Origin of the sequence: Jannaschia donghaensis, from assembly GCF_001403795.1 — a bacterium.
GTDB classification, from domain to species: domain Bacteria; phylum Pseudomonadota; class Alphaproteobacteria; order Rhodobacterales; family Rhodobacteraceae; genus Jannaschia; species Jannaschia donghaensis.
In genome coordinates this window covers 420,553-434,047 of record NZ_CXSU01000012.1, presented here as the reverse complement: position 1 = coordinate 434,047, position 13,495 = coordinate 420,553, and the positions used below count along the sequence as shown (strand labels likewise).

General features: G+C 67.3%; 16 protein-coding genes. 5 read left to right on the top strand and 11 right to left on the bottom strand.

Going from position 1 to position 13,495, the window contains the following annotated elements; genetic code table 11:
- Both JDO7802_RS18505 and JDO7802_RS11400 read left to right on the top strand, forming a co-directional pair.
- The coding region (locus JDO7802_RS18505) for a uracil-DNA glycosylase family protein (RefSeq protein ID WP_275934857.1) at positions 1 to 251 on the top strand (251 nt) is incomplete at its 5' end.
- Positions 248 to 1,012: a hypothetical protein gene (locus tag JDO7802_RS11400; RefSeq protein ID WP_055085666.1), complete on the top strand. Its 765-nt coding sequence runs from the start codon at positions 248 to 250 to the stop codon at positions 1,010 to 1,012. The genes JDO7802_RS18505 and JDO7802_RS11400, both read left to right, overlap by 4 nt.
- A 4-nt stretch (positions 1,013 to 1,016) precedes the next feature.
- Here JDO7802_RS11400 and JDO7802_RS11395 read toward each other — a convergent pair whose 3' ends face one another.
- The 3 genes from JDO7802_RS11395 to JDO7802_RS11385 are packed head-to-tail and all read right to left on the bottom strand — an operon-like array spanning position 1,017 to position 3,474.
- Positions 1,017 to 1,784 (bottom strand): LamB/YcsF family protein, encoded by a 768-nt coding sequence (locus JDO7802_RS11395; RefSeq protein WP_055085664.1) that lies wholly within the window; start codon positions 1,782 to 1,784, stop codon positions 1,017 to 1,019.
- Positions 1,784 to 2,770, bottom strand: a complete 987-nt coding sequence (locus tag JDO7802_RS11390; RefSeq protein WP_055085662.1) for a 5-oxoprolinase subunit C family protein — start codon at positions 2,768 to 2,770, stop codon at positions 1,784 to 1,786. The genes JDO7802_RS11395 and JDO7802_RS11390 overlap by 1 nt, the downstream gene beginning before the upstream one ends.
- Positions 2,752 to 3,474 (bottom strand): 5-oxoprolinase subunit B family protein, encoded by a 723-nt coding sequence (locus JDO7802_RS11385; protein WP_055085660.1) that lies wholly within the window; start codon positions 3,472 to 3,474, stop codon positions 2,752 to 2,754. The genes JDO7802_RS11390 and JDO7802_RS11385 overlap by 19 nt, the downstream gene beginning before the upstream one ends.
- Positions 3,475 to 3,547: 73 nt before the next feature.
- On the opposite strand from JDO7802_RS11385, the gene JDO7802_RS11380 reads away from it, so the two are divergent.
- Both JDO7802_RS11380 and JDO7802_RS11375 read left to right on the top strand, forming a co-directional pair.
- Positions 3,548 to 4,051: a DUF2478 domain-containing protein gene (locus JDO7802_RS11380; protein WP_055085658.1), complete on the top strand. Its 504-nt coding sequence runs from the start codon at positions 3,548 to 3,550 to the stop codon at positions 4,049 to 4,051.
- Positions 4,052 to 4,099: 48 nt separating this feature from the next.
- Positions 4,100 to 4,816: a TVP38/TMEM64 family protein gene (locus JDO7802_RS11375; protein ID WP_055085656.1), complete on the top strand. Its 717-nt coding sequence runs from the start codon at positions 4,100 to 4,102 to the stop codon at positions 4,814 to 4,816.
- Here JDO7802_RS11375 and JDO7802_RS18710 read toward each other — a convergent pair.
- The 7 genes from JDO7802_RS18710 to JDO7802_RS11345 all read right to left on the bottom strand — a co-directional run bounded on the left by JDO7802_RS18710 (position 4,813) and on the right by JDO7802_RS11345 (position 11,732).
- A complete protein-coding gene (locus JDO7802_RS18710) occupies positions 4,813 to 4,938 on the bottom strand; it encodes a hypothetical protein (protein WP_275934856.1) in 126 nt (41 codons plus the stop codon). The genes JDO7802_RS11375 and JDO7802_RS18710 overlap by 4 nt on opposite strands.
- Position 4,939: 1 nt before the next feature.
- Positions 4,940 to 5,590 carry an SMC-Scp complex subunit ScpB gene (scpB, locus tag JDO7802_RS11370; RefSeq protein ID WP_055085654.1) on the bottom strand — a complete coding sequence of 217 codons (651 nt, stop codon included), beginning with the start codon at positions 5,588 to 5,590 and terminating at the stop codon, positions 4,940 to 4,942.
- The gene (locus JDO7802_RS11365) at positions 5,587 to 6,384 is read right to left on the bottom strand and encodes a segregation and condensation protein A (RefSeq protein WP_245624176.1); all 798 of its coding nucleotides are present in this window, start codon (positions 6,382 to 6,384) and stop codon (positions 5,587 to 5,589) included. Before JDO7802_RS11365 ends, scpB begins: the two co-directional genes overlap by 4 nt.
- Positions 6,385 to 6,393: 9 nt before the next feature.
- The gene (locus JDO7802_RS11360) at positions 6,394 to 7,377 is read right to left on the bottom strand and encodes a glycoside hydrolase family 3 N-terminal domain-containing protein (protein WP_055085652.1); all 984 of its coding nucleotides are present in this window, start codon (positions 7,375 to 7,377) and stop codon (positions 6,394 to 6,396) included.
- Positions 7,378 to 7,380: 3 nt separating this feature from the next.
- Positions 7,381 to 8,403, bottom strand: a complete 1,023-nt coding sequence (locus JDO7802_RS11355; protein WP_055085650.1) for an SPOR domain-containing protein — start codon at positions 8,401 to 8,403, stop codon at positions 7,381 to 7,383.
- A gap of 132 nt (positions 8,404 to 8,535) precedes the next feature.
- Positions 8,536 to 10,278: an arginine--tRNA ligase gene (gene argS / locus JDO7802_RS11350; RefSeq protein WP_055087221.1), complete on the bottom strand. Its 1,743-nt coding sequence runs from the start codon at positions 10,276 to 10,278 to the stop codon at positions 8,536 to 8,538.
- A gap of 317 nt (positions 10,279 to 10,595) precedes the next feature.
- Entirely contained in the window at positions 10,596 to 11,732 is a 1,137-nt protein-coding gene (locus JDO7802_RS11345; RefSeq protein ID WP_055085648.1) for a deoxyguanosinetriphosphate triphosphohydrolase, read from the bottom strand.
- 73 nt (positions 11,733 to 11,805) lie between these two features.
- On the opposite strand from JDO7802_RS11345, the gene JDO7802_RS11340 reads away from it, so the two are divergent.
- Positions 11,806 to 12,135, top strand: a complete 330-nt coding sequence (locus JDO7802_RS11340) for an iron-sulfur cluster assembly accessory protein (protein ID WP_055087220.1) — start codon at positions 11,806 to 11,808, stop codon at positions 12,133 to 12,135.
- Here JDO7802_RS11340 and JDO7802_RS11335 read toward each other — a convergent pair.
- On the bottom strand, positions 12,119 to 13,495 hold the full coding sequence (locus JDO7802_RS11335) for an MATE family efflux transporter (protein ID WP_055085646.1): 1,377 nt from the start codon (positions 13,493 to 13,495) through the stop codon (positions 12,119 to 12,121). The two genes, JDO7802_RS11340 and JDO7802_RS11335, sit on opposite strands and share 17 nt — an antisense overlap.

The window sequence follows — 13,495 nt, the reverse complement described above, 5'->3', positions numbered from 1 at the left end:
GCGACGCGGCGCTGGCCCATATCACGCCGCCCCGCGTCACCTTGCTGATCGGCGGCTATGCGCAGGATTGGCATCTGGGCAAGGGCCGCGTGACGGACCGGGTGCGCGACTGGCGCGCCCTTGCCCCCGACGTCTTCTGCTTGCCCCACCCGTCGTGGCGCAATACCGCATGGCTCAAACGCCACCCTTGGTTCGAGACTGACACCCTCCCGGCCCTGCGCACCGCAATTCAGGAGGCCCTTGCCCGATGACCGATCCGACCCCGCTGGACCACGCGCATCTCAACGCCGAGCAGACCGGCACGGATGCGGCGCGCCTGACCTTCTTCGAACGGCTGGCCGAGGCAGAACTGCATTTGCTGCTCGATGCCGAAGACGGCGATGTCGTCACGCCCCGCCTGTTCGATGTGGACGGCACACGCTACGCCCTCGCCTTCGATCTGCCGGACCGGTTGACGGCCTTTGCGGGGCCGGCCGACGCGGCCACGCTGTCGGGGCGACGGTTGGCGGCGATGCTGGCCTCCGAAGGGCTGGGCCTTGGCCTCAACCTCGACGACGCACCGTCTGCGCAACTGCTGGAGCCGGCGGCGATGGTCTGGCTGTCTGACACGCTGGCCCACGCGCCCGAAGAAGCCGAGCAGAAGATCGAGGAAGTCACCTCCCCCGGCCAGTTGCCGGAGGCCTTGCTGACGGCACTCGACACCAAGCTCGGGCTGGCTGTGGGTCTGGCGCGCACCGGGTACCTGGCGGGGGTAAGCTATGCGGGGGGGGCGAAGGGACACATCCTGGGGTTCGTCGACACGATCCCAGGCGCAGAGACCGACCTGGCCCGCGCCGTTTCCGAAGCGCTGGTCTTTTCCGGGCTGGACGCCGGTCAAATCGACGTCACCTTCCTACGCGCGCAGCAGCCGCTTGCCGCGACATTGGCCCGGCACGGATTGCGTATCGACATGCCGCAGCCCCAGGCCAGCGGACCCGTGCGTGACCCGGACGCCCCGCCTCGCCTGAAATGAGACCCTAGCGCCCGCGCCCAACCATCGGGGTGAGCGTGACGTTTGCCGCCTCCAACGCCGTCCGCACCGCGCGGGCGATGCCGACCGCCTCGGGCCCGTCGCCATGCAGGCAAATGGAATCGCAGGCCGCCGGGATCGCCCGGCCGGAATTGGCAACGATGGCGCCGCCCTTCACGAATTCGACCATCCGCGCCGCCGCCTCCTGCGGGTCGTGGACCATGGCCCCCGGCTGACCGCGCGCGACCAGCGTGGCGTCGTCATTGTATCCGCGGTCGGCGAAGATCTCCCCGGCCCACCGTGCGCCCAATTCGGTCGCCGCCGCCTCCTGTGCGGTGCCGGCCAGCACCAGCAGGATCACCTCCGGGTCGACACGCAACGCGGCCTTGTAAGCCGCAGCCGCCAGTGCGACATCCTCGGATGCCATGTTGGCAAGCGCGCCGTGCAGTTTGAAATGCCGGACCTTCGTCCCCAGCGATGCCGCCATTCCCCGCGCCGCGCCGAACTGCCAAATGACCAGGTTCGCGACGGATGCGGACGGCATCGCCATGCGCCGACGCCCGAAGCCCTGAAGATCGGGAAAACCGGGATGCGCGCCGATGCCGACGCCCCGGTCCCGCGCGCGTGTCATCGTGCGCGCCATCACGTCCCAATCGCCCGCATGTGCGCCGCAGGCCACGTTGGCCGAAGTCACGATATCCAGAAGGGCCTCATCGTCGCCCATCGACCAGTCGCCGAACCCCTCGCCCATGTCCGCATTCAGATCGACGCGCATCACGTCTCCTCCCCTGTGGCGGAAACGACCCCACCGATAAGTTGCTGCGCCAGCAGGTCCGGCATATCGCCCGGATCGCGGATCAGCGGCGTGACCGCCGGTTTGCCTGGACGCGCCGCCCGCGCCTCGGCCGGTGTGACGAAGCGGAAGGTCAGGACCGCGCCCGGGACGGCCTGCATCGCGCGCGGCAGATCCGCCTCGATGACCGTGCCGATGCGGGGATAACCGCCCGTCGTCTGGCATTCGGGACCCAGGATATAGGGAATGCCGTCGCCGGTCATCTGCACGTCGCCGGGCAGAATGAAATCCGAAAGCAGGTTCAATTGCCCGTCCGTGGCAAAGCCTGCGCCCGCCATCGACAGCTTTACGCCTTGCCGGTTGCCCCGGACATCACGGATGAACCGGGTGGTAAGAAACCGGTCAAGAACGGCTGGCGGGAACAGGCGCGTTTGGGGCGTCCGCACCAAGCGCAATTCCCCCCCACCCCACCGCGCGTGAGCCTCGACCCTCCGTGCGCCGCCGGTCGAGGCGTTGCAGGGCAGCACATCGCCGGCTTGCAGTGGGGCTCCGATATTGGCGATCAGATGCGCGGCGCGGCTGCCCATCACCGCCTCGGTCAGGAAGCCGCCCGCGACATGGACGTAGGAATAGACCCCCGTCCCGGTCGGTCGCAGGTCAAGTATATCGCCAGCCGTCAGGTGTTGAGAGGTGTTCCAGGCAAGCACGCGGTCGCCCACGGTGGCTTTCATGGGCGCGCCGGTCAGGGAAATCGTCACGGCCCCGTCGCAGCGCAGCCGCAAGGGCGAGCCCGGCGTCTCGATGCCTGCACCTGCATCCCCCAGCAAGGCGGTGGCCTCCTTCAGCGCGCGCCGGTCCGCGGCACCGCCACGGGCCAGCCCCTGGCTCAGATGGCCGGGGCGGCCTCCGTCCTGGATCGTGACCATCGGGCCGCACGTCAGAACTTCGATCACGGCAGGCTTTCCCATATCGCGCCGCCGTGGCGTTCGGGATCAGCCTCTGCCAGCTCTCTCAGCTCCGATGGCGAGACGCTCGGGAATGTCACCTCGTCACCGGGCGACAGGGCGATGGGACGGGCCCGCGACGGCTCGAAACAGCCGAATGCTGTGCGCCCGACCTGCCGCCAGCCCGTCGGTGCCTCGGTCCCGAACAAAACCAGCTGCCGCACCGCCACGACCAGGGCGCCCTCAGGCACCTTCGGCGTCAAATCGGTCTGGCGCGGCAGATCCCAGGCATCGGGCAGGATACCAAGGTACGGCATCCCCGGGGCGAACCCCAACGCCAAGACACGCACGCGGGCCGTGGCCAAGGCCGATACCGCCGCGACCTCTGACATCCCCGCCAAGGCTGCGGACTCCGGCAATTGCGGGCCATCTTCGCCGCCGTAGCTGCAGGGAATAGACCAGAGCCGGCGGGCCGGCGGGGGAACATCGGCCCAGTCCCGCGCGGCAAGCGCGTGGCCCAGGTCAGCTTCCACGTCGCGGCCGTCGTGACGGACCAGGACCGATCCCAGCGAGGAGGCGGTTTCGACCACGCCCGCGATCGGCTGCGCCTCCAATGCGGCGCGGAACGCCACGCAGGCCCGGTTCGCGGCATCATCCAGATGCGGCGTGAACCGCACCAGAAGCGCCGCCTCGCCCAAAGGCTCGATCCGGGGGAAAACCTCTTCCATCGATCATGGGTTGCCCGCCACGCGACGATCGTCAAGCCTTGCGCCGTCCGGTTCGCCGTGGAACGAAGCGGTCATGCGCCTCGCCTATACGATGACCGAGGGCCGAGGCGAACTCGACCCGCTGCTCTACGACATCGCCGCGCGGGCGCGCGAGGCCGGTTTGCGCCTGGCGGGGATTGTCCAGATCAACTCCGACCGACCCGGCTGCGCGCGGTGCGACATGGATGCCATCGTCCTGCCCGACGGGCCGGTCATCCGCATCAGCCAAGCTCTGGGCCGCGAAGCGCGGGGCTGTCGCCTGGATGCCGCAGGGCTGGAGACCGCCGTGGCCGCGGCGCAGGCACGGCTGGTCGACGGCGTGGACCTTCTGATCGTCAACAAGTTCGGCAAGCAGGAGGCGGGCGGCCGCGGTTTTCGCCCGGTGATCGCCGCCGCGCTGGAGGCGGGGGCCGACGTGCTGGTCGGGGTCAATCCGTTGAACCTGCCCGCGCTGCACGCCTTCACCGGCGACACGGCCACGGCGCTGCCCCCCGATCCCGCGGCGCTCATGCGCTGGATCGCCGCGCGGGGGGCGTGACCGCGTGATCTTGCCCGTCCCCGCGCCAGGCCCTACGTGCGGACAGGCATGACCGTCCCTTCTGCCCCCACCGATCCGGCGCTGAAAGCCTGGCACATCTGGCTTTGGCCGGTTCTGCTGGTCGTGATCGCCTTTGCGATGTGGCTGCTGCCATGGGCCGATTGGGTGCCGATCCTGCGCGATTGGGTTCAATCGCATGGACCCCTGGGGGCATTCGTCTTCATCGCCGTCTATGTCGTGGTCGTTATCCTGCCCCTGCCCGCCGCCGCGATGTCGGTCGTCGGCGGGCTGGCGTTCGGCTGGTGGGGCTATCCGCTGTCGATGCTGGGCAGCCTTCTGGGGGCCATCGCGCCATACTACATCGCACGCCATTGGCTGCGCGGGCCGATGATGCGGCGGATCGACGGGCCGAAGGTGCGCGCCGCCGATCGCGCCATCACCGAAAACGGCTTCGTCTTCGTCGCGCTGCTGCGGCTGACGCCGATCCTGCCTTTTACGGCACAGAACTGGCTGCTGGGCCTGACCGAGATCCGACCGTGGCCCTATTTCGCGGCCACGCTGGTCGGTCTGGCCCCCGGCACGCTCGCCATGGTCTGGATTGGAGAGATGGGCGGCCTGGCATCGGTCAGTTCGGACCGCACACAGATCGTGCTGGCGGCCGGGGGGCTGCTGGCATTCGGAAGCTTCGTCATTTGGCTGGGTCGCATCGCCACGAAGGAGATGCAGCGCGCCGGATTGTACAAACCGGACGCGGGCGACCCCTAGCGGCCCAGCCGCTTCGCCAGTCGCGCGATCCGGTTCGCCTTGCGCAGGTTGGGGGACGTCTTGCCGCCGGCCACCTTGCCCAGAACGGCAAAGATCGCGCGTCTCAATATCATCTGGAGCATGTCAGTGTTCCTCCTCCGGGGGGGCTCGTTCGAACATATCGTCGGTCTGATCGTCGTCTTCGCGCGCGGGCAACTCGTCCGGCGGCGGGGTGCTTTCCAGAAGACCCGCGGCGCGCAGCTCCTTCAGACCCGGCAGATCGCGGGGCGAGGCGAGGCCGAAGTGATCCATGAATGCCCGTGTGACCACGAAGGTGACGGGCCGTCCCGGTGTCTGGCGGCGCTGGCCCAGTTTGATCCAATCCAGATCCAGCAATTGCTCGATCGTGCCCTTGCTGACCGAAACGCCGCGGATCTCCTCGATTTCCGCGCGCGTGGCGGGCTGGTGATAGGCGACGATGGCCAGCGTCTCGATCGCAGCACGGCTCAACTTGCGGGTTTCCACCGTCTCCCGCGTCATCAGGAAGGCCAGGTCGGCCGCCGTCCGGATCGCCCAGGCGTCGCCCACCTTCACCAATCGAACCCCCCGCCCGTCGTAGCGTTTCGCCAATTGCTCCAACGCCGCCGGCGCGTCGCAGCCGTGCGGCAATCTGGCGTGCAACTCCCCAATGGTAACGGGTGCCGCGGAGGCAAAGAGGACGGCCTCGACCATGCGCTCCTGCTCGGCCAGGGGCGGAGCCTCGAAAAGGGTATCGCTGGCGATTGGGTCGGTCATGCGCGGCCCCGGATGCGGATCGGACCGAAGGTATCGGTCTGGTGCAACTCCAGCACGCCGGTCTTCGCCAGCTCCAGGGTGGCCGCAAAGGTGGACGCGGTGGCCGACCGTCGACGCGCCGGATCCCCAGCCCATCCATCGGGCAGAAACGCCGTCAGATCGGTCCATTCGCCGACAGCGCCGATAAGCGGGCGCAAACGCTCCAACGCAGCCTCCATGGTGAAGACGTCCTTCCGGTCCATGACGAAGGGGCGGAAATCGTCACGCGTGCGCAGGCGGGCATAGCCTTGCATCAGGTCCAGCAAGGTCGCGGTCCAGACAACCTTGCGCGACCGCTCCAGTCCCTCCGGCTCCCCGCGGGCGAAAACGTCGCGGCCCAATTGGTCGCGCGCCATCAACCGCGCGGCCGCTTTGCGCATGCCCTCCAGACGCTCCAGCTGGAAAGCAAGGTGCGCGGCCAGATCCTCGGCGCTCGGCCCCTCCTCCTCTGGGTCGGGAGGCAGCAGCAGACGAGATTTCAGGAACGCCAACCAAGCCGCCATCACGAGGTAGTCGGCGGCCAGTTCCAACCGCAGCTCCCGCGCTCTTTCGACGAAGACGAGGTATTGCCGGGCCAGCTGCAGCACCGAAATGGTGCGCAGATCGACCTTCTGCGTGCGCGCCAGCATCAGAAGGACATCCAGCGGCCCTTCGAATCCGTCCACGTCCACGATCAGCGCTTCGGCCGCCAGACGCGCGGCGACAGCGTCCGGGTCCGGGTCGCGCGCCGGTCCTTCGATGAAGTCTTCGGTCAAGATCGCCCCTCAGGAATTGAGGGCGTCAAGTTCCGCGCGGGCCGCTTCGATGTCAAGTTCAACCGGCGCGGCGCGCATCGCAAGCGCCCGGTCGGCCCGCGTTCGTGCCGCGTCCGACAAACGCGGGGTGCAGGCGGCGACCGTCTGCATATCGTCCCACTCACCGTTGCAATGCAGGATCACGTCGCATCCCGCGCCGATCGCGCCGGCGCAACGCGCGGCCATGTCGCCGGGAAGCGCGCCCATGGAAATATCATCGGTCATCAGCAGGCCGTCGAAACCGATCGTCCCCCGGACCTCGGCCATGACAGCCGCCGAGATGGTGCCGGGCGCGTCGTCAATTGCGGAATAGACCACGTGCGCCGACATCCCCAGCGGAAGATCGGCCAATTGCCGGAACACCTCGAAATCCGTCTGGCGCAATTCGGCCAGGTCCGTCATCACGCGCGGCAGGCCAAGATGGCTATCGACCGTGCCACGCCCGTGGCCTGGAATGTGCTTCATCACGGGCAGGACACCGCCCTGCAGGCAGCCTTCTGCGTTGGCGCGCGCGCGGGCGGCCACCGTCTCGACACTGTCACCGTAGAGACGCGACAGAAGGAACGGGTGGGTATCTTCGTGCGCGATGTCGGCAGTCGGTGTGCAATTCACGTCGATGCCGACGTCGCGCAATTCCCTTGCGATCAGCGTGGCGCGCAGAAACATCGCGCGGTCCGGGTTCGACGCCCGGCTCATCTGCGTCAGCGGTCGTGGCCAGCGGGTCCAGAACGGGGGGCCCATGCGCTGAACCCGCCCGCCTTCCTGATCGATCAGAATGGGCGCATTTCGCCCGACACTGTCCCGCAGGGCCGTCGTCAGCGCGCGCAAACGGTCCGGCGTGTCGATGTTACGGGCGAAAAGAATGAAGCCCCAGGGATCCGCATCGCGGAAGAACGCGGCCTCCCGGTCGGTCAGATCGGGGCCCTCGCACCCGAAGATGAAGGCCCCGGCCATGGATCAGCGGATGGTGAGCGGGATGCAGGCCGCATCCTTGGCCAGAAGCTCGGCACAGAAGCGCCGCGCGGCGTCGCCGTCCTCGAACCCGACGACGCGCAGGCGCCAGAAGTCGCGCCCGCCGGACTGCGCCTTCTGCACCAGACGTTCCTTGCCGTGCATGTAGTCGCGGAATTTGGACTCCATCCGGTCCCATTCGCCGCGCGCCGCGGATTCGCTGTCGTAGGCCCCCAGCTGCACGACCCGCGTGCCGGGCGTCAGGGCCGCGGCATCGGCGTCACGGGCCGACGGGATCGTCGCATCGAGCGAGGCGACCTGCGTGCCCGCGACCTGCGCGGGGGCTTCGGTTGGCAGCGTAGCGGGTGCCTGGGCGACCACGCGCCGGGGCGCCGCGGGGCGGGCACTTGGCCGGACGGAGCGTGCGACGCCAGGCTCGGTCACGGGAACGACGGCCGCAACCGCGGCTTCGGGGGCGCCCGGGTCCGCCGACACCGGCGTGGCGGCGACCGGCTGCGACGCGGGTGCGCTGGCCCCGACGATCATTTCGTCTTCGACGGCTTCGGACAGGGCCATCTGGATGCTCTCGCGAAGGGCGGGGGCATCCGCGACCTGCGGATCGGCTTCGGCCTGCCGGGTGATGACTTCCTCGCCTGCGGTCGCGATCCGTTCGGCCAGGGCCGGCGCGTCAAGCGACACGGGCGGCGGGGCCAGGACGATTTGATCGGGGGCGGGCGCAGCCGGACCGCCCGACGTGATGTCGGACAGGGCCAGGCCCTGGAACGGCGCGACGGTGCCGCCCGGATCGCTGGGCGCTTCGCGCATCGGCCCTTCCAGAGCGACAATCACCGGCACGCCGGAGACGTCGCGCACGGTCATGTCGATGGCCCAGGCAGCCAGACCGGCGGTCAGACCCAGCGAGGTGATGGCCCCCGCCCAATTCGCAAAGCCGAAGTTGCGTGCGGCGTCCAGAAAACGCGACGGCTGTTCGGCACCGTAGTCCGCACCGTAATAATCGAGATCCGCCATATGCCTGCCCTCCAATGCGCGGGACGGCGAAGCCCCACGATCGATACACTGCCACTGAATGGACGCGGGGTTGGTCCCCACTGCCCGTCTCTGCTCGGACCCGCGCGGGCGCCTTTCGGTCGTTTCCGACTCTCAGCGCATCTCTTCGGCGGGTTCGACCCCAAGGATACGCAAACCCGCCGCGATTACAATCGCGACAGACCGCGCAAGCGCGATCTTGGCGGAACTTGTCTCGACGTCGTCCTGAATGAATCGAAGCGACGGATCGTCGTTCCCCCGGTTCCAATGCGCATGCAGCGCAGAGGCCAGATCATATAGATAGAAGGCCACGCGGTGCGGCTCGTGCGTGCGTGCCGCAATCTCGACAAGCCTCGGCCATTCGGCGACCTTGGCCGCCAGCGCCTGCTCCGAGGCGTGGCTCAGATGTGACAGGTCGGCCGCTGCCAGATCGGCGTCGGACACATTGATGCCATGATCCACAGCCTTGCGCAGGACAGAACACACGCGCGCATGGGCATATTGCACGTAAAAGACCGGATTGTCCTTCGATTGCTCCAGCACCTTGTCGACGTCGAAGTCCAGCGGGGCATCGTTCTTGCGGGTCAGCATGACGAATCGGGTCACGTCGCGGCCGACCATCTCGACGACATCCGCCAGGGTCACGAACGTCCCCGCGCGCTTGGACATCTTGAGCTGCTCCCCGCCGCGCGTCAGCTTGACCAGCTGCGTCAGCTTGATGTCCAGCGGGACGGCGTTGTCGGACAATGCGGCGACGGCCGCCTTCATCCGTTTGACATAGCCGCCGTGATCCGCGCCGAAGACGTCGATCAGCGCATCGAACCCGCGATTCACCTTGTCGAAATGATAGGCGATATCGGGGGCGAAATACGTCCAGCCGCCATCCGATTTCTGGATCGGCCGATCCACGTCGTCGCCGTAGTCGGTAGAGCGGAACAACGTCTGCTCCCGCGCCTCCCAATCGTCGGGCAACTTGCCCTTTGGCGGCTCCAGCGTGCCGCGATAGATCAGGCCCTTGTCCTTGAGCGATTGGATCGCCCCTTCGATCTGCCCCGTGCCATAGAGCGCCTTCTCCGACGAAAAGACGTCCATCTCGACCCCGAGCATCTTCAGATCGGCCCGGATCAGGTCCATCATCGCATCGGTCGAGAAATTGCGGACGTCCTCCAACCAATACTGCTCCCCCTTGCCGAGGTAGTCGTCCCCGACTTTCGCCCGAAGCGCTTCGCCCACAGGTTTGAGGTAGTCACCGGGATAGGTCCCATCCGGGAAATCGACGTCTTGCCCATGCGCCTCCAGATACCGAAGGTACACCGACCGGGCCAGCACATCGACCTGCGCGCCGCCGTCGTTAATGTAATATTCCCGCGTCACCGCATGGCCCGCGAAATCCAGCAGGCTGGCCAATGCGTCGCCGAACACCGCGCCGCGCGTGTGGCCGACGTGCAGTGGCCCCGTCGGGTTGGCGGAGACATATTCGACGTTGACCTTGCGTCCCTGCCCCATGTCCGAGCGCCCGAAATCGACGCCGGTTTCCAGCACCGTCCGGACCACACCCGTCCAGACCGCGCCGTCCAGCCGGATGTTCAGGAACCCCGGCCCGGCCACATCAGCGACCGCCACGCGCGGATCGGCCAGAAGTCGTTCGGCCAGCGCCTCGGCGATGTCGCGGGGTTTCATCTTCGCGGGCTTGGCCAACACCATCGCGGCGTTCGTCGCCATGTCGCCATGGGCCGGGTCGCGCGGCGGCTCCACCGAAACGGCGTCGGTCGACAGCCCCTGGGGGATTATCCCGTCGCGGGCCATGTCGGCCAGGGCATCGACGGTCAGGGCACGGATATCGGAAAAGAGGTTCATCTGGGCGATCCGGAAAATCAGGGTTGCCGCACCCCTATCCAAGGCCCGCGCCGTGATCAACGCAACGCGTCGCGTTTGACACAGCGCCGCGATCTGCAATCACGACCCCGACCACCCCAAAGGATCCGACCCTGCGCGTCACCCTCCTCCTGATGTCTGCAGCCCTGTCGGGATGGGCCTGCGGTGGCAGCGCGCCCCGGGGCCTCCCGTTTTGCGTGATTGGATTCACCTAAGGCGGAGCGCCTTCGCGTTTGACCGGCAACACCTCTTATCTGACCCCGGCCCCCGCGATCTATCGCCGAAGGACGATCGCCGCGCTAGCCGATCAGACGCTCGTGGCTTTGGATCGCGAAGCGGTCCGTCATGCCAGCGATGTAATCGGAGACAATGCGGGCCAACTCCGTCTCGCCCGCCGCCTCCTCCACGTCCTTGCGCCATTGCTTCGGCAATTCGTCCGTATTCGCCATGAAGAACGGGAAGAGATCGTCGACCACCTGCGTGACCTGCGCGCGCATCTCGACCACGGCGGGGGCGCGGTACATCCGCTCGAACAGGAACGCGCGGATCACCTTGAGGTCGGACCAGAGCGCGGGCGAAAACTGCACCATCATCCGTCCGGCGGCGCGCACGTCGCCCGCGCTTTCGGGGGCCAGATCGGCAAGGTTGCGTTCGGTCACGTCGATCACATCCTCCACCAGCACACCAAAGAACCGGCGCAGCGCCTCGTGCCGGCGCCGGTAGTAATTCAGCCCCGGATACTTCGCGTCCACACGGGCAAAGCAATCGTTCAGGATCGGCAGCTCGGCCAACTCATCGGTCGAGAACAGCTCCGCGCGCAGCCCGTCGTGCAGGTCGTGGTTGTTGTAGGCGATGTCGTCCGACAGGGCCGCCACCTGCGCCTCCGCACTTGCGTGGGTGTGCAGTTCCAGATCGTGCTGCGCATCGTATTGCGCCAGGGCATAGGGCACAGGGGCCAGCACTGGCCCATTGTGTTTCGCAATACCTTCAAGGGTTTCCCAGGTGAGGTTAAGACCATCGAACTCCGCGTAATGCCGCTCCAGCCGGGTGACGATCCGCAGGGCCTGCGCGTTGTGGTCGAACCCGCCGTATGGGGCCATCAGCCGGTCCAGCGCCTCCTCCCCGGTGTGGCCGAAGGGCGTGTGGCCAAGGTCGTGGGCCAGGGCCACGGCCTCGGTCAGCTCCATGTTCAGGCCGATGTATTGCGCGATCGTGCGGGCAACCTGCGCCACTTCGATCGAATGGGTCAGGCGGGTGCGAAAATAATCGCCCTCATGCTCGATGAAGACCTGCGTCTTGTGCTTGAGCCGCCGGAACGCGCTGGCGTGGATGATCCGGTCGCGATCACGCTGAAACGGGGAGCGGTGGCGGCTCTCCTCCTCGGGGAACAGGCGTCCGCGGGTGCGGGCGGGATCGCTGGCGAAGGGGACGGCCATATCTGCTCACTTGGAATGCGCGCTCGGCCCCCATATATCTAGGACGACCCAGATGCACAGCCCCGAGGCGACCATGGACCTTGCTCTTCCCCCCCGCGTGACCCCCCGCGCCTTCGAGCGTCTGTCCGAGATCGGCGCGTCCGATCAGGGCAAGGCCCTGCGCGTCGCCGTCGAAGGGGGCGGGTGTTCTGGATTTCAGTATCAGATCGACCTCGACGATGTGGCCGACGGCGACACCGTGCTGGAAGGCGCGGGCGAAAAGGTGGTCGTCGACGAAGTGTCGCTGCCGTTTTTGGGCGGGGCAACCATCGACTTCACCGAAGAGCTGATCGGCGCGCGGTTCACGATCGAGAACCCCAACGCCTCCAGCAGTTGCGGCTGCGGCGTCAGCTTCTCGATGTAGCGGCGGGGTCCGACCGGACGGGCGCGGTCATCCGCACGAACCGCGTCATCAGCGCCGCTGTCGCGGTCAGAAGTCCCGCGACCAGCCCAAGCCAGATGCCCTGCGGTCCCAGATCGAAGGTGAACCCCAGCACATAGCTGATGGGAATGCCGACGACCCAATAGGACAGGATTGCGTAGATCATCGGCACCCGCGTGTCCTGCACCCCGCGCAAAAAGCCGAGCGCCATGACCTGCCCCGCATCCACCAGTTGAAACAGCGCCGCCAGCATCAGCAGGGTCACGCCAAGGGCAAGGATCGCGGGGGCCTCCGGGTCGCTGGCGTCCAGGAACAGGCCAACGATCCAATCGCCAAAGCCCAGATAAAGGACCATCGACGCGGCCACCATGATCCCCGACAGGATCGCTGCCGCCAGGGCCGCGCGCCGCAGGGCCGGTCCATCGCCCTGCCCCCAGGCCCGGCCGACTCGCACGGTCGCCGCTTGCGACAGGCCCATGTGGATCATGAACGTCAGCGCCGCGACACCGATGGCGATGCCATGCGCGCCCAGCGCGACCGTACCGATCCAGCCCATCATCACGGCCGAAGTTGCGAACAGCGCCGATTCCGACACATGGGTCAGGCCGATGGGCAGGCCCATCCGCGCGATGTCGGCGAAGATCGGCCAATCCGGGCGGTGCAGGTTCCGAAACAGCTCGAACCGTGCCATGTCCGATCCGCGCGTCGCATAGACCGCCAGCACCGCCGCCGACAGGATCTGCACGCCCAATGACGCAACCGCGGCCCCGCGCAAGCCAAGTTCGGGAAAGCCCAGGTTGCCGAAGATCAAAAGCCAGTTGACGACGACGTTCAGTCCCGCCGCCAGCAAGGTGGCCCAGAACACGATGCGCGTCCGCTCCAACGCCGAAAGATGACTGCGGAACGTCGCCAGAAGAAGGGCCGGCACCATGCCCCACCCCGCGATGCGCAGATAGTCCTGCCCGCCCGCCGCAACCTCGGCCGTCTGGCCAAGCGCCAGCAGGATCGGACCGGACCAGAAGAACAGCGGCATCATCACAAGGCCCGTCAACAGCGACAGCCACAGGCCCATCCGCGCCACGCGGCGAACCTGCGTCTCGTCGTTCTGGCCCAGCGCGCTGGCAGCCATGGGCATGCAGGCGACGGCAAAACCGCTGCCAAGAACGAACAATGTGAAAAAGGCCGAATGACAGATGGTCGACGCGGCCAATGCCTCGACCGAGTAGCGGCCCAGCATCAGGGTATCGGTCAGCCCGATCATCACCTGCCCGACCTGACTGCCAACCAGCGGCAAACCCAGGATCAGCGTGCGCCTGAGGTGAAGGGACAGGGGTTCGGACAT